This window comes from Rhodococcus sp. OAS809 (assembly GCF_040546695.1).
In the GTDB taxonomy this organism is placed as follows: domain Bacteria; phylum Actinomycetota; class Actinomycetes; order Mycobacteriales; family Mycobacteriaceae; genus Rhodococcus_F; species Rhodococcus_F qingshengii.
The window spans coordinates 3162635-3177404 of the sequence record NZ_JBEPOI010000002.1 but is presented as its reverse complement, the minus strand read 5'-3'; the positions used below and the strand labels follow the sequence as shown (position 1 = coordinate 3177404).

Here is a 14770-nt window from a genome sequence, read left to right as displayed (position 1 = left end):
AAATGCAGTGACGATCGAAGATATTGCGCGGAAGCCCCTTTCGAAGCAGCACCTCGACGACGTGCTGGCGCGAGCAACTCAGCGGGCTGACCGAGTCCCGGGTGTCGTCGCGATGATCACGGATCGAGAAGGCAACATCTACGAGGGTGCAGCCGGTGAGCGGGCTCTCGGTCACGGCGAACCGATGACCCTCGATACAACCTTTGCGCTCTTCTCCACCACCAAGGCGATTACCGGTACCGCTGTCCTGCAATGTGTGGAGGAGGGGTTGCTCGATCTCGATGCACCTGCAGCGACCTATGTTCCCGACATCGGTGAGCTGAAGGTCCTGGACGGTTTCGATGCCGGCGGAAACCCCGTTCTTCGGGAACCCAAGCGTGACATCACCACTCGCATGCTGCTCCTTCACACTGCAGGGTTCGGCTACGACTTCTTCAACGAGTCGTACAACCGGCTCTCGCAGGAACATGGGCAGCCCAGCGTGATCGCGTGTAGCAAAGCGGCGCTCACGACACCGCTGCTCTTCGACCCGGGTGAGAAGTGGGAGTACGGCACCAACATCGACTGGGCCGGACAGGTCGTCGAGTCGATTCGAGGTCAGCGACTCGGCGATGTCATGCGTCAGCGCATCTTCGAACCTCTCGAGATGGCCGATACGGCATTCACGATGAGCCCGTCGATGATGGATCGACTTGCGCCGATCCATCAGCGTGAGAGCGACGGAAGCCTCACTCCGCTCATCGGATTCGAGCTTCCGGCCGAACCCGAGGTGCACATGGGTGGTCACGGTTTGCACGGCACTGTCGGCGACTACATGAAGTTCATCCGTATGTGGCTCAACGACGGCGCGGGCACTTCGGGTCGCGTGTTGTCGTCGGAGACGGTAGCTGCAGCCGTTCAGAACGGGCTCGAAGGCCAGCACGTGGGGTTGTTGCCCGGAGTTCTCCCGACGCTGTCCAACGATGCGGAATTCTTCCCCGGTGTACCCAAAGGATGGGCATACTCCTTCATGACAAATGAAGAGGTGGCACCCACCGGTAGGCCGGCCGGATCGCTGGCTTGGGCGGGTCTTGCCAACCTCTATTACTGGATCGACCGGCAGACCGGCGTCGGCGGGTTCTGGGCAACGCAGATTCTGCCGTTCGCGGACGCTGGATCCATCAACGGATACCTGGAATTCGAGACCGCCGTTTACCAGTGATCGGCTGGATTCCCGCTGTCCGGGATCGACTGTTTCTTTCGGGCGGGTTCGGAGTACGCATGCAGTACAGCGCACGCTTGCATACGACGAACTAGGAGACGGCATGAACAGCCTCGAAGGCAGCTTCGAAGGAAAAGTTGCACTGATCACCGGCGCCGCACGCGGTCAGGGGCGCGCCCACGCTGTCGCATTCGCGGAGCGTGGCGCGGACATCGTGATCTGCGACCGGTGCGAGAACAGTGATGTCGTCGCCTACCCCCTCGCAAACGAGGAGGATCTGAAGGAAACCGTTCGTTTGGTGGAAGCCACCGGTCGTCGGTGCATTGCCGTCAAGGCAGACACTGCTGATCGCGACGCAATGGACGCGCTCGTTGCCCGCGCTGAAGCCGAGTTCGGCCGTGTCGACATCGCCGTCGCGAATGCCGGGGTGTCCGTGCCCGCTCCGATCACGTCGATGACGTCGGCGCAGTGGAACGAAGTCATCTCGTCGAACCTGACCGGTGTGTTCAACACCGTTGCGGCCGTGTCAGGTGGAATGGCGGAACGTGGTTACGGTCGCATCATCACGATTTCCTCGATGATGGGTCGCTCCGGTGGCACCCAGATGGCTGCGTACGGCGCCTCCAAGTGGGGCGTCATCGGTTTGACGAAGAGTGTGTCGCTCGAACTGGCAAACTCGGGTGTGACCGTGAATGCTATTGCACCGGGGAACATCTCGACGCCGATGATTCACAACGACATGATGTACGCGATGATGCGGCCTGACCTCGAATCGCCGACGGCAGACGACGTCGAACCCGTGTACGCGACTCTGCATGCGCAGCCGGTCGGTTGGCTGGATCCCTTCGAGATCACGCGAGTAGTCCTGTTCCTCGCCGCCGACGCGAGTGCCCACATGAGTGGCATCGTGGTTCCTGTCGACGCCGGAGTCGCCGCTCGCTCGAACGCTTGACGGACAAGACCGTTCGCGCGAAAGCGCGGACCGGGTGGGTCGTCGGCGTCCTGAGTCTGAGCGGCGTGGTGGTCGCGCTGCAACAGACCTTGGTGGTGCCGGTGCTGCCCGAGTTCGCGACGGCATCGGGAGTATCGTCGGCCACCGCTTCGTGGCTGGTGACCTCGACATTGCTGACCGGTGCCGTCGCGACCCCTCTCATCGGCAGACTCGCCGACATGTTCGGAAAGCGCGCGATGATGCTCGTCTGTCTTGCCGTGATGATCGTCGGCTGCATGGTTGCGGCGCTCAGCCAGAGTTTCTGGTTACTGATCCTCGGACGCTCGTTGCAGGGGTTCGCGACGGCACTTCTGCCCGTCGGAATCAGCATCATGCGCGATGTCCTTCCTCCGGAAAAGCTCAGTGGTGCAGTAGCTCTCATGAGTGCGACGTTGGGGATCGGCGGCATGTTCGGTATGCCGATGGCGGGGGTGATCTCGGCGCACTGGGGGCTACCCGCGCTTTTCTGGGTCACCGGTGGATTCGGGGTCGTACTGATAGTCGTCTTGCCTCTGGTGGTGCCGGAATCGGCTGTGAAGAGTCGCGGACGCTTCGACTTTCTGGGAGCCACAGTCCTCACGCTCGCTATGACTGCACTGCTGCTGGCCGTTTCGAAAGGAACAGAATGGGGCTGGGCAAGCCCCGAGGTTCTGGTTCTGATCGCGTCCGGCGTGGTCTTGCTCTGTGGATGGATTCCGTGGGAACTGCACACGCCGGCACCGCTGGTCGATCTGCGGACTTCCCTTCGCGCTCCGATTCTGGTTTCGAACGTCTGCGCAGTATTACTCGGTTTTGCCATGTTCATCAGCGCGTTGGCGGCAACGCAGGAACTTCAGTTGCCCCTGGCGTCGGCGGACGGTCTCGGACTCTCGGCTGCCGAAGCCGGACTGGCGATGATGCCGGGCGGAGTCCTGATGATCGGATTGGCGCCGGTGTCGTCGAAGGTGACGAGGCGATGGGGAGCGAAGGCCACGTTGGCCTCAGGAGCGATCGTCATCGCAATCGGATACGTCTTGCGTGTGCTGTTGACGCCGACGCTGGTCAATATCGTGATCGGCGCTGCCGTGGTATCGGCCGGTGTGGCATTTTCCCTGGCAGCCATGCCGACTCTGATCACCGAATCTGCGCCGATCCATCAGACCGCCTCGGCCAACGGATTCAACAGCCTGCTCCGTTCGGTCGGTACCTCCACCGGAAGCGCCGTTGCGGCAGCGGTATTGGCCGGTTCGACGGTGGTGATCGGTGCGAGCACTGTGCCGACCCTGCATTCGTTCGCGGTTTTGTACTGGATCGGAGCGGGCGTATCGGCACTGGCGGCCGCGGTGACCTTGGCAGTGAGGGTGGAGCGGACGGGGGCGGTATCGCGGCCCGAGTTACCAATTGCAGCCGAAACCGATGGCGCAACGAAGATCGGGTGAGTCGACGGACTCACCCGATCTTCGTCACCGTTATCTCCGACTGGAATCGACCAGGTACTCGAGATTCTGGTTGTACGGTGTGGCCGTCACCGCCGCGTGCGAACTCACCCGAGACACCTCGGTAGTGCCGCGAACGACAGAGGCCTTGATGGAACCTACTTTCAACGGGGCGATGCAGCTGCTCATCCCGGCCGGGGCATTGCAGGTGGTAATCGTGGTTCCCACCGTCACTTTGACGACTGCGGGAGCGGTCAAGAAGGTGAGAACCTCGACGGTATCGCGAGCGGGGGATGACCATTGGCGCAGTGTCATAGGGGCAGCAGAGCGATTGACGGGGACCGCGGAGACCGACTGATTGCGATAGACGAGATACGCGGTGTCGCGAACAATCGCGGGTGAGGCGCCGGAGCGGAAGCTGTACAGCCCGTAGGAACTCATGTCGAGTAACGCGCGCCCATGACCGGCGCTGGGTGCGAACGACGTTCCCTCGCTGTAGTCGTTCCAAGTGACGAGCTGTACCCATTCACTGTTGGACGCAATCGCAATCTGCCACATGTTCTGCAGATTCTGTGAATTCTGTGCCTCGTCGTAGATCGACTGACTCGGACGAACATCTTGGAAGGCGACTGGCTGCATCCATATCTTTCCCAAGGAGTGAGCGGCAGCAGCAAGCCCCATCGGAGAGTTCGGGTTCGATCCCGAGAGCGGATTTCCTGCCGGATTTCGGTTACCCCAATTCGACATCCCGTAGCTGATCGATGCAAAAGAATTCCGGTTGGCTGCTGCGTCGAGGAAAACCGGAACAAATGCCACATTTATTCCGTAAGAATTTTTCATAATAGTGATGAACTCCGACCACCAGCCCGCAGTCTTGTTTTCGGCAAGAAATGGCGAGATCACTAGTCGTCCGTCGCTCAATTTGAATGATGATGCCATGGTCGAATACGGTTTCATCTCTGCTGCCATTTGAGCTGCGGTCATGTTTTTGAACGCGCCGTTCATATCAGGCATGAGCATGATCTTGAAATTCGGATCGACTGCTGCGGCTGCTTTGATCAGGGCTGTGGGCACGGTGGAACCCCACCAACTGGTGTCGGTTGCCTTGGCGATGATGTCGACGGAGAATCCGTCGATGCCCGCGGCGATTGCCGAACGAACTTCGTATTCGAGGTCGCGTTGGCGCCACTGCGTATCGGCGATGGGTTGCCGCGGTGTCGGCCGATCGCGGAGGAATCCTCCGTAGCGAACGTGTTTGTTGTTCTCGCCGTTGACCGTAAGATATTGTGTCGCATAGTAATCGCCAGACGGATTCGCATTGTCGATCGAAACCGGATAGGGCGGGAAGTAGTGAGCGAAAACCAACTTTCCGTTCAGTGCCGACTTGGGTGGAATGTCGAAGGGCAGCGCTGCAGATTCAGGATTCGCCGAGAACGAGGCCGGCGTGTACGTCGGCGCGGAGCGCGGTTGTGTGTTGTACGCGGCGATCAGTGCGGCCGCGACAATCACGGCCAGGGTAAAGCAGATGGTCTCGAAGGAATATTTCGCCGTTTTTCGGATCCACGGAGTTCGGATGTATCGAGTTCTGATACTCATGGCACAGTCAGCCTTTCTCGATCCCCCGAAGTGTGAGTCTTCCCCGCGTGCACTGAATCGGTGATTCAATTCTTTTCGGCCTCTGTCTGATTTGTAATTCGAGATTCGACACCATAAGTCAACCGTCACCGGCCCGAGTGTCACTTGCTGTACGAGTGTAACGCTGCCGCGTTCATCATGAATACCTGAAAGCGGTCTTTGTTCAAGAATTTCGGGTTTTTCTTTCCGGTATATATCCGTCGAAAGGTCGGTGAAATTTATCGGCTGTATTGGACAGGACTGGGACGTGTGGTCTGTTCCGTACCTCGTGGCCGAAAGGCACCGGCGAAACCAGGGAGGTGATTGCAGCCGGGCAACTGACGAAATTTCCTGGAATGTGTCGGCCTCCTGGGTCACACTGGGGAACGGACTACCGACGGATTACCGATGCGGGAGGGCTCATGACCGAAGCGATTGTGGCCGAGGGGCTGGTCAAGAAGTACGGCGACGTCACGGCATTGGACGGCATCGACCTGGAAGTGCGCGAGGGTTCGGTGATGGCTCTGTTGGGCCCCAACGGCGCCGGAAAAACCACTGCGGTAAGGATATTCACGACGCTGCTCATTCCCGACGGTGGACGCGCCAAGGTTGCCGGGCTGGACGTGGTCGAGGATGCGCGGGCGTTGCGATCCAAGATCGGTGCTTCGGGTCAGTACGCCGCGGTCGACGAGTACCTGACGGGCTATGAGAACTTGGACATGGTCGGGAGGCTGTATCACCTCGGCGCCCGAAGCAGTAAGGCCCGAGCGCGTGAATTGCTCGAGCAGTTCGATCTCGTCGAGGCTGGAGATCGGCCGGTCAAGGGCTATTCCGGCGGAATGCGGCGACGTCTCGATCTCGCCGGCGCATTGGTTGCTCGGCCGCAGGTGTTGTTTCTCGACGAGCCGACCACCGGCCTCGATCCTCGGGCGCGACTCGGTCTCTGGGACGTCATCGAAGGGTTGGTGGCTCAGGGGACCACGCTGTTGCTCACGACGCAATACATGGAGGAAGCCGAGAGGTTGGCCGACCAGATCGCCGTCATCGACCGCGGCTCGGTCATTGCGCGCGGTACTGCAGATCAGTTGAAGGCGCGGGTCGGGGGTGAGCGCATTGAACTGAGTGTGCACGAGGTCGAGCATCTCGACATCGTCCGCGAGGAATTGCGCTCGCTTGCCGTGGGGGACATTCAGGTTCAAGAGAATGTCCGTCGCGTCACCGTTCCTGTCGACGACGGCACCGACGCGTTGGTCGCGGCGCTGAATCTTCTGTCGGCACGAGGCATCCGCGTATTCGACGTCGGCTTGCGCAGACCCACTCTCGACGATGTCTTCCTCACACTGACCGGGCACCAGGCTGAACTGGAGGATCAGAAATGACCGTGCAGATGGCGCTCGAAGACGGTTTGACCATCGCCAGGCGAAACTTGATCAAGATCAAGCGCGTTCCGGATCTGCTGGTGTTCACCACTTTGTCGCCGATCATGTTCGTGCTCTTGTTCGCGTATGTGTTCGGCAGTGCGATCTCCGTCCCGGGCACGTCGTATCGAGAATTCCTGATCGCCGGAATCTTCACGCAGACGGTCATATTCGGTGCGACCTGGACTGGTTTGGGGATGGTCGAAGACATTCAGAAAGGAATCATCGACAGATTTCGATCGCTGCCCATGGCTCCGTCTGCCGTGCTGACAGGCCGAACATCGAGTGACGTGTTGATCAACGTCATCAGTTTGGTGGTCATGTCGTTGACCGGTCTTCTGGTCGGGTGGCGGATTCACTCCAGTTTCCTCGAAGCGGTGGCGGGTTATGCGCTGCTTCTGTTCTTCGCGTACGCGTTGTCGTGGGTCATGGCGGTTGTCGGGCTTTGGATCCGGACACCGGAGGTATTCAACAACGCGAGCTTCATCGTCATCTTTCCGCTGTCGTTCATCGCGAACACTTTTGTCGAGACCACCAATCTTCCCGGCCCGCTCAAAGTGATCGCCGAATGGAATCCGGTGTCGGCGGTTACTCAGGCGGTGCGTGAATTGTTCGGCAATACCAATCCTGCGATGACGGTTCCGGATGCGTGGCCGCTGCAGAATCCGGTCATCGCGTCGTTGTTGTGGACTTTCGGTTTGCTGATCGTCTTCGTGCCGTTCGCTATTCGTCGGTATCAGAAGGCAGTCAGCCGCTGACCTGGTGATTCCGGCCGGTAGGGTGGATATGTGCCGGAGCCCGAACGCATCGACAAACGCAGCCTGAGATACGCCGGGCGACGTGAGGAGTTGCTCGACGCGCTGACCCGTTACGTCATCGACAACGGTGTCGGGGAGTTGACGGTGAGGCAGCTCGCCAAGGCCGTGGGTGTGTCGCATGCGTCGTTGCTCAACCATTTCGAGAGCAAGGAGAATCTGCTCTCCGAGGTCATCGAGAACATGCGTGGTGAGTCCATTCCGATTGCGGTGCCGATGAAACCGGGGGTCGATCCGGCGACAGTGCTGACTGCGTGGTGGACCGAACGTACGACGCCGGAGGTCCTGCCGCGGTTCCGGGTGATGGTCGAGATCTACGCCCTCGCGCTCGGCGACCGCGACCGCTACGGACGGTTCCTGGACCGTTTTGTGGGCGATTGGATCGAGGCACTGGAAGCCGGTCTACGACAAGCGGGTTGCCCTGAGGACGATGTTGCCTCTGTCGCTACTCTGTTGCTCTCGCAAATGCGGGGTCTGTCGATGGATCTTCTGGCCACCGGGGACCGGGCCCGCGTCGATCGCGCGTTCGGGCTTTTTGTCGACGGCTTTGCCGCCCGCGCTCGGGAGTGGTCCACGCCAGGATCCGATCGCCTTCAACACTGACCGATCACCACGGTCGACGCGGTCTCGCTGTAGGTTGCCACCCGAGTGAGAAACCCTCCCCGAGTGAATGTTTCAACAGTCATTTCGACCTGCTCCGTACTCGTCTCGACGAGAAGACAGCCACCCGGTCGTAGCCACGGCGCGGCGTCCGCGATGATGCGACGCTGCAGGTCCAGTCCGTCGGTACCGCCGTCCAACGAGACCAGCGGTTCGTGAAGACGGGCTTCGGGCGGCATCAGCCTGATCGATTCGGTGGGGACGTAAGGCGCATTGGCGACGACGACATCCACGCGACCGAGTAATTTCGTCGGCAGTGGTTCGAATAAATCGCCTTCGAGTACACGCTCGGGCGGTGTGATGTTTCGGCGAGCGCACCGCACTGCGGCCGGTTCCACGTCTACCGCGTACAAATCGACGGCGTCGAGCGTCGACTGCAGGACAGCACCGACAGCTCCTGAGCCGCAACACATGTCGACGACGACGCTTCCTGGGGTGACAAGTGAGCAGGCCTGCCGGGCGAGGAACTCGGTGCGCCGGCGTGGGACGAAGACTCCGGAGTCGATGTGAATGCGCAAGCCGCAGAACTCGGCCCATCCGAGGACGGGCTCGAGTGGTTCGCCGGCAACTCGTCGGTCGACCATCGCGTCGAGTTCATCGCGAGAGCGTGCGGTGTGAAGAAGTAGGCGAGCCTCGTCTTCGGCGAAGACGCAACCTGCTGCTCGGAGGATCGCGGCCACCGACTTCTGCTGCGAAGCAGGGAAGGTCGGGAGATCAGGTGCTGACATGAGAGAGCCTTTCGGCCTCCTGATCTCGCGGGGGACCTGCACGTATCGAACACCGCCACCCTACCCGAGCAGGCGTGTCACGACGGTCGATGCGGAGCGGAAATTTAGGTTGACCAAATGGTAAGGCTGTTCTATGGTCTGAACTCGATCAGCTGATGTGGGGCCGATCACCACATATGCACCGTCACCGCAATCGGTAGGAGAAGTACGTGAGTAAGCGACTGTGTAGGACGCTCGTCGGACTGAGTGCGAGTGCGTTGGTGGCGTTGACAGTTGCGGCGCCGGCCGGAGCGGAACCGAACGATGCTCCGGGTGCTGTCGTGAGTCAGGAGTTGCTCGGTCCCGACCGGGTGATCCCGGGTGCCGTGAGCGCAACGAAGGTGACGTACTGGTCGACGGGCCCGAAGGATGTGCCGATGACGAGTACCGGTGTGGTGTATCGCCCAGAGGGAGCTCCGCCCGAGGGTGGTTGGCCGGTCATCTCCTACGCGCACGGGACGGTGGGTGTCGCGGATCAGTGTGCGCCGAGCAGCAGTGTTCCACTCGAACGGACCGCGACGCATCTGGGTCACTGGCTGGAGCAGGGATACGCGGTCGTGACCACCGACTACGTGGGGCTCGGAACACCCGGTGTTCACCCGTATCTCGACGGTCGTTCCGCTGCACACAGCGTTGTGGACATGGTGCGTGCCGCTCGTGCGGTCGACGACGACCTGTCGAGCGCATGGGTTGCGATGGGGCAGTCGCAGGGCGGGCAGGCGACTATGTTCACCGCTTCGCTTGCCACTGCTTACGCGCCGGAGTTGGACTACCGCGGCGCTGTCGCCACTGGTGTCCCCTCGAACATCGAGAATCTTCTACCGCTCGGTGGTCCGGCTTTCCCGGCGCTTCCGCTCAAGGGTTCGACGGTCTACATCGCGAACGTTCTTGATGGACTGCGTGCTTCGCGGCCGGATATCGACATCGACTCGTATCTGACCCCGCTCGGCAAGACCATCCTCGACGACGTCGAGAACAACATGTGCTACACCGAGGCGCGCACGAAGTACGGCACCGTCACGCTCGGGCAGGTGCTGACGAAGTCGCTGGACAATCCAGTATTCATGGAGGCTGCGCGTGACCTGCTCACTGTGCCGACCGCAGGATACGACCGCCCGTTCTTCATCGGTCAGGGGTTGTCGGACATCGATGTTCCGGCACCGCTGACACTGAAGTTCGCGGCCGACCTTACTGCCAACGGTGTCGACTTTGCATTCCATACCTATCCCACTGATCATCTGGGAACCGTTCCGGCTTCGGTTCCAGACAGTACCCCGTTTGTCGCGGCACTGTTCTCTGGTCAACGGCCCTGCACCGGAAGCCTCTGCTGACCAACATCTTTCAGGCGGCACCAACTCCGCGCAGATAGATGTCGATCGGGATCCGAAGTTGCCGAACGGTTTCGGAGGAGCGGGGATCTCGGCTACGCGCTCCGAGGCAGTAGTCGAAGATCAAGCCCTCCAGAAGGCTCAGAAAATTTGCGGCGGCGACGTCAGGATCGTCAACGCCAACGATGTCGAAGACAGGCCTTGCCTTCTCCCGTGAAAACAGGCTGTCTTCGAGGAGTTGGTGCAATGCCGAATCTCGGGGAGTTTCCAAGAGCAGTGCATATCTCGCGATCAATTCGTGTCTGCGGTGCGAGAGAAGATCATCGAGATACTCGGCCGTCAGGGCAGCAGGATCGCTGGGCCTCTCGCGGAGTTCGTCGAATATCGAACGTGACCGGTGCACGATGTGCAATGCGGTTGCTTCGAGTAGTGCCTCGCGAGTGCGGAAATAGTACGACGTCGAACCGGCAGGAAGTTCCAGGGACTGATCAACCGCCCGATGGGTGAGTGCACGCGGGCCCTGCTCGGCGATGATCGTGACGGCGGATGCCGCGATGAGGGCTCTGCGATCAGGCTTCATGTCGTTCCTTGCTGTCGATGTTGCATGCTGCCGGAGTTGAATGTTGCCGGAGTTGAATGTTGCTGATGGTGCGTCGTGAGGGTCACATTGACTCGATTTGCCTTCGATCACTAGCCTCGACTCTACAGACGTAGAGGAGTCTTATGCTACTGGACAAAGAGCAGTTGGCGGCACGCGAAGCCCTCGACGCACTGCAGGCCCGGATCTCGGGCGGTGAGGTCGGGGGTGGGATCTATCTCTGGGGTAGCGTCGGCCGCGGGAAGACGATGCTCATGGACGAGTTCTACGACGGGCTCCCGGTCGGCAAGCGGCGCATTCACTTTCATCGGTTCTTTGCAGATCTGCACTCTCGGGCGCATGAACTCGGCTCGATGGGCGTGGCACTGGATCACGTCGTCGATGGAATCCGTGTGCTCTGTTTCGACGAGTTCCACCTCGACGACGTCGCCGACGCCATGTTCATGGCAAGGGTTCTCGACACAATCGTCGCGAAAGGCGTGACTGTTGTCGTCACGTCCAATGTTCCGCCGACCGATCTTCTTCCCAATCCGCTTTTTCACGAGCAGTTCGTTCCGTCGATCGAGTTGATCGAACGGACTCTCGAGGTGATCGAGTTGGGTGGCTCCGTCGACTATCGGACGGCGGGACAGCCAGGTGCCGGGGACTACCGTTTTGCGACAGGAGAATTCCTCCTCGGCTCGGGAACTACGCGGCCTTCGGGCGAAAGTGTCGAATTGATAATAGGCACACGCACATTGGAGTGCTCGGCGATTCGAGACGGTGTCGTCTGGTTCGACTTCGAGGTGCTGTGCACTGGTTCGACCTCGGCTGCCGATTACCTCGCGCTCGCCGCCCGCTTCGACGACTGGGTGATCTTCGGAGTGCCGGTGCTCGCCGAGGCGTCGGAATTTGCCCTTCGCCGTTTCGCGAATGTCGTCGATGTTCTCTATGACGTCGATGCGCGGCTGACGATCTACGCCGACGCTTACGTCGAAGAAGTGGCAGGCAGCCTCCGGGACGTGCCGGGGTTGGCGCGCCTCTACAGTCGTCTGTCGCTACTGGCGAGGTCGGCGGTGGGCAGCATCAGTTGAGGAGCAGCGTCAATTCCAGGTGAGATCGCCGGTCGCGGCGCTGGGCGTGAGTCCGAACATGCTGTGGCAGATCCGGTTGAGATGGGCGCTGTCGGTGAAACCGGCCTCGTGTGCACTGGTTGTCAGGCTTGCGCCACCGCTCATCACTTCCATGGCGCGTCGTAGCCGCAACCAACGAATGTAGGTCGAAAAACTCATCTGCAGTTGATCGTTGAAGATTCTTCCCAATCGGCCGGGCGAGATGGAGACCAGCGCGGCGGTGTCCGCCACCGTTATCGGCCCCGAAAGTCGCTCGGGCAGTATCGTCAGAGCATGCTCGAGTGCAGGGTGAAGAGCGCGTACGTTCGACGGCTGCTTGCTTTCGGACAGTGAATCGATCAGCCTCGCTGCGTATTCCAGATCCGAATCAGCGCCACGGTCCGTCATCGCTACTGCGGTCCGCCCACGGTCCGACCAGTCGGCCACACCACCGTGCTCGGATACAGGCGGCCTGATGCGCCGGCCCATTCCCGTGGTGGAGTCCACGTAAATCGCTCGTCCCCGCGCGCCCTCGGAGGCGGACAACGCGTGGACCGCCCCGGATGGAATGACCACGGACCGCACGACTTCACTGTGGCCGTCCCCGTCCGTGACCGTGACGTCCCCGTCGTCGATGATCATGATCTGAACAGCGGCGTGCGAATGCATGTGCGCGGATCCCACTGCGCCGGTGAACATGAGAATTCCGGGCTGCATGTGGACGGCGCCGGACCAGGTCATGTCGGAAATCATAGTGACGACCCTGACAGAGCTCGGGTCCGGTCATCCTCCGGTAGGACCGAGCTCAGTCCGAAGATCGTGCGCTGGGCCGATGTGTTCGCGAAGGGTTCACGAGAAGGTGGAATCATGAACAACGCACAAGCACCCGCAGTCCTGTCGGTCCACGCGCTGGGCAAGTCGTACGGCGACGTTCCGGTGCTCCGAGGTGTATCGCTGGAAGTGCGCGCCGGTACTGCCACGGCCATCATGGGTCCTTCAGGATCGGGGAAGTCGACACTGCTGCATTGCATGTCAGGAATCGTCAAGCCCGACTCGGGAGCAATCTTGCTGAGCGGCAGGCATATCGAGAACCTCGGTGAGAACGACCGCAGCCGGCTCCGACGGGAGTCGTACGGGTTCGTTTTTCAATCGGGCCAACTGTTACCGGAGCTTCCGGCGATCGAGAACGTCGCTTTGCCCTTGGTGCTCAACGGGTTGTCCATCGCCGAAGCCAAGCGGACGGCGCACGGCTTCTTCGCGCCATTGGGACTGGACGGTCTGCAGGACCGTCGCCCGGGTCAGATGTCGGGTGGTCAGTCGCAACGTGTGGCGATTGCGCGAGCGTTGGTGACCAAACCCGCCGTTCTCTTCGCAGACGAGCCGACCGGTGCACTCGACGCGCAGACGAGTTGGGAAGTGATGAGGGTGTTGCGTGATTCGGCTCAACAGATCGGTTCTGCGTTGGTCGTCGTCACTCACGATGCCGAAGTCGCTCGGTGGTGTGATCGCACGATGATGATGCAGGCCGGTTCGCTCGTCGGGACACAGGTGGCGGCATGAAGGCCACAGCGCGCGTTGCATTGATGACGGTGCGAGGTGAAGGCCGAAAGGCCTTGAGTACCTTCGCGCTCCCAGTGTCCGCATTTGCCGCCTCGACGACGTTGTTGCTGACGGTGCTCGGCGGCTACGGTGCATTTGCGGGCAGATCGAGCGAACCCGAAGCCGAGGCGTACCTAGCGCTCGCAGGGGTTGCTTCGGTGTTGATGATCGTTCCAGCCGTCACTCTCGGTCTGGCGGCGGCCCGCTTGGGCGCGCGCCGTCGCGACGAACGACTTGCCTCGCTGCGACTCATCGGATCCACCCCTCGCCAGATCGTTGCGCTGTGCGCTGCGGAATCGGGTATCCAGGGCTTGGCCGGTGCGTTGATCGGTGTGGTGGGATACCTCCTCGCGTTGCCGCTCGTAGCTCTCTTGAGATTTCAAGGTCGGACATTCGAGTGGAGTGAGCTTTGGTTAGGCGCACTTCCGCTGGTGGGCATCGTATTCGGAATGACCATCCTGGCTGCTTTGACGTCGATGCTCGGGATGCGCCAGGTGTTCGTGAGCCCGTTGGGCGTCACGGCGGGCAATCCCAGCGCCGCACCGAAGATGATCGTCGCGGTGGCTGGGGTGGGGGTTCTTGTGGGATGGAGTGCATTCGGGGGCTCCGCGGCAAGCATCGCGGCAATCCTGGTGGGCCTTGGTCTCTGCTTCGGCGTTGTTGCGTTGGTCGGTCCGTTCGTCATTTCGCTGCTTGGACGGATCATGCTCAAATGCGCCAAAGACGGTGCTTCGCTGATTGCGGCGCGTCGGGTCTTGGACAATCCGAAGGCTGTGTGGCGCACGGTCAGCGGTGTGACGATGGCCAGCTTTGTTGCCGCAGGCACATCTCTCCTCGCCGCGATCGGCAACGGGGAGGGACAGGATTTGCAGCCAGGGCAGGAGTTCCTGTTCGCGGACATGAGAACCGGGGTGTTGTTCACTCTCGGAGCAACATTCACGTTGGCGGCCATCTCGTCTGCGCTCACCCAGGTATCCGGGATCCTCGACAACCGTGAGCTGTATCGGAGTCTGACTTTGGCCGGCACACCTGTCGAGGTGATGGACAGCGCCCGCATGAGGCACGTTCGCACTCCCGTGGTGGTGATGGCACTGGCCGGCGCCGGCGCTGCACTGCTGTTCCTCTTCCCACTGGCAGGGGCAGCCGTATTGACCACTCCGATGGCGCTGGTTCAGTTGGGCGTCACCCTGGCTGTGGGGATCGCGTTGGTGTTGGCCAGTGCGTTTGCAGCCGAGCCCGTCATGCGACGGGTACTCGCGGGCTGAATCTCCGC

General features: G+C 60.9%; 14 protein-coding genes. 10 read left to right on the top strand and 4 right to left on the bottom strand.

The annotated features are described in order from the left end of the window. The first annotated feature begins 7 nt into the window (after positions 1-7). The 3 genes from acmB to ABIE52_RS17805 all read left to right on the top strand — a co-directional run bounded on the left by acmB (position 8) and on the right by ABIE52_RS17805 (position 3610). Entirely contained in the window at positions 8-1201 is a 1194-nt protein-coding gene (gene acmB / locus ABIE52_RS17815; RefSeq protein WP_192711915.1) for a methyl acetate hydrolase AcmB, read from the top strand. Positions 1202-1304: 103 nt separating this feature from the next. Beyond that, positions 1305-2153, top strand: a complete 849-nt coding sequence (locus tag ABIE52_RS17810) for a mycofactocin-coupled SDR family oxidoreductase (RefSeq protein WP_003945658.1) — start codon at positions 1305-1307, stop codon at positions 2151-2153. Further along, entirely contained in the window at positions 2150-3610 is a 1461-nt protein-coding gene (locus ABIE52_RS17805; RefSeq protein WP_192711916.1) for an MFS transporter, read from the top strand. The genes ABIE52_RS17810 and ABIE52_RS17805 overlap by 4 nt, the downstream gene beginning before the upstream one ends. A gap of 30 nt (positions 3611-3640) precedes the next feature. Here ABIE52_RS17805 and ABIE52_RS17800 read toward each other — a convergent pair whose 3' ends face one another. Then, the gene (locus ABIE52_RS17800; RefSeq protein WP_192711917.1) at positions 3641-5203 is read right to left on the bottom strand and encodes a glycoside hydrolase family 71 protein; all 1563 of its coding nucleotides are present in this window, start codon (positions 5201-5203) and stop codon (positions 3641-3643) included. 440 nt (positions 5204-5643) lie between these two features. Between ABIE52_RS17800 and ABIE52_RS17795 the strand changes: the two genes are divergently transcribed. The 3 genes from ABIE52_RS17795 to ABIE52_RS17785 are packed head-to-tail and all read left to right on the top strand — an operon-like array spanning position 5644 to position 8057. Next, a complete protein-coding gene (locus tag ABIE52_RS17795; protein ID WP_003945489.1) occupies positions 5644-6600 on the top strand; it encodes a daunorubicin resistance protein DrrA family ABC transporter ATP-binding protein in 957 nt (318 codons plus the stop codon). Beyond that, on the top strand, positions 6597-7397 hold the full coding sequence (locus ABIE52_RS17790) for an ABC transporter permease (RefSeq protein WP_003945537.1): 801 nt from the start codon (positions 6597-6599) through the stop codon (positions 7395-7397). Before ABIE52_RS17795 ends, ABIE52_RS17790 begins: the two co-directional genes overlap by 4 nt. 30 nt (positions 7398-7427) lie before the next feature. Continuing rightward, positions 7428-8057: a TetR/AcrR family transcriptional regulator gene (locus ABIE52_RS17785; protein ID WP_192711918.1), complete on the top strand. Its 630-nt coding sequence runs from the start codon at positions 7428-7430 to the stop codon at positions 8055-8057. Here the strand turns inward: ABIE52_RS17785 and ABIE52_RS17780 are convergent. Beyond that, on the bottom strand, positions 8048-8842 hold the full coding sequence (locus ABIE52_RS17780; protein ID WP_192711919.1) for a putative protein N(5)-glutamine methyltransferase: 795 nt from the start codon (positions 8840-8842) through the stop codon (positions 8048-8050). The genes ABIE52_RS17785 and ABIE52_RS17780 overlap by 10 nt on opposite strands. A 209-nt stretch (positions 8843-9051) precedes the next feature. Between ABIE52_RS17780 and ABIE52_RS17775 the strand changes: the two genes are divergently transcribed. After that, entirely contained in the window at positions 9052-10212 is a 1161-nt protein-coding gene (locus ABIE52_RS17775) for a lipase family protein (RefSeq protein WP_192711920.1), read from the top strand. A gap of 10 nt (positions 10213-10222) precedes the next feature. On the opposite strand, the gene ABIE52_RS17770 is transcribed toward ABIE52_RS17775, so the two are convergent. After that, a complete protein-coding gene (locus tag ABIE52_RS17770; protein WP_047269626.1) occupies positions 10223-10789 on the bottom strand; it encodes a TetR/AcrR family transcriptional regulator in 567 nt (188 codons plus the stop codon). 143 nt (positions 10790-10932) lie between these two features. Between ABIE52_RS17770 and zapE the strand changes: the two genes are divergently transcribed. After that, on the top strand, positions 10933-11880 hold the full coding sequence (gene zapE / locus ABIE52_RS17765) for a cell division protein ZapE (protein ID WP_192711921.1): 948 nt from the start codon (positions 10933-10935) through the stop codon (positions 11878-11880). 9 nt (positions 11881-11889) lie between these two features. Here zapE and ABIE52_RS17760 read toward each other — a convergent pair whose 3' ends face one another. After that, positions 11890-12639: a helix-turn-helix transcriptional regulator gene (locus ABIE52_RS17760; RefSeq protein WP_192711922.1), complete on the bottom strand. Its 750-nt coding sequence runs from the start codon at positions 12637-12639 to the stop codon at positions 11890-11892. Between the two features lie 126 nt (positions 12640-12765). Here ABIE52_RS17760 and ABIE52_RS17755 point away from each other — a divergent pair, with 126 nt between their 5' ends. Beyond that, a complete protein-coding gene (locus tag ABIE52_RS17755; protein WP_020906134.1) occupies positions 12766-13458 on the top strand; it encodes an ABC transporter ATP-binding protein in 693 nt (230 codons plus the stop codon). Then, the gene (locus ABIE52_RS17750; protein WP_192711923.1) at positions 13455-14762 is read left to right on the top strand and encodes an FtsX-like permease family protein; all 1308 of its coding nucleotides are present in this window, start codon (positions 13455-13457) and stop codon (positions 14760-14762) included. Before ABIE52_RS17755 ends, ABIE52_RS17750 begins: the two co-directional genes overlap by 4 nt. Positions 14763-14770 lie beyond the last annotated feature (8 nt).

Excerpts from the sequence above, each read along its gene's own strand:
- ABIE52_RS17810 (WP_003945658.1), top strand. The coding sequence starts at position 1,305 with ATGAACAGCCTCGAAGGCAGCTTCGAAGGAAAAGTTGCACTGATCACC.
- ABIE52_RS17800 (WP_192711917.1), bottom strand. The coding sequence starts at position 5,203 with ATGAGTATCAGAACTCGATACATCCGAACTCCGTGGATCCGAAAAACG.
- ABIE52_RS17795 (WP_003945489.1), top strand. The coding sequence starts at position 5,644 with ATGACCGAAGCGATTGTGGCCGAGGGGCTGGTCAAGAAGTACGGCGAC.
- ABIE52_RS17790 (WP_003945537.1), top strand. The coding sequence starts at position 6,597 with ATGACCGTGCAGATGGCGCTCGAAGACGGTTTGACCATCGCCAGGCGA.
- ABIE52_RS17780 (WP_192711919.1), bottom strand. The coding sequence starts at position 8,842 with ATGTCAGCACCTGATCTCCCGACCTTCCCTGCTTCGCAGCAGAAGTCG.
- ABIE52_RS17770 (WP_047269626.1), bottom strand. The coding sequence starts at position 10,789 with ATGAAGCCTGATCGCAGAGCCCTCATCGCGGCATCCGCCGTCACGATC.
- zapE (WP_192711921.1), top strand. The coding sequence starts at position 10,933 with ATGCTACTGGACAAAGAGCAGTTGGCGGCACGCGAAGCCCTCGACGCA.
- ABIE52_RS17760 (WP_192711922.1), bottom strand. The coding sequence starts at position 12,639 with ATGACCTGGTCCGGCGCCGTCCACATGCAGCCCGGAATTCTCATGTTC.
- ABIE52_RS17755 (WP_020906134.1), top strand. The coding sequence starts at position 12,766 with ATGAACAACGCACAAGCACCCGCAGTCCTGTCGGTCCACGCGCTGGGC.
- ABIE52_RS17750 (WP_192711923.1), top strand. The coding sequence starts at position 13,455 with ATGAAGGCCACAGCGCGCGTTGCATTGATGACGGTGCGAGGTGAAGGC.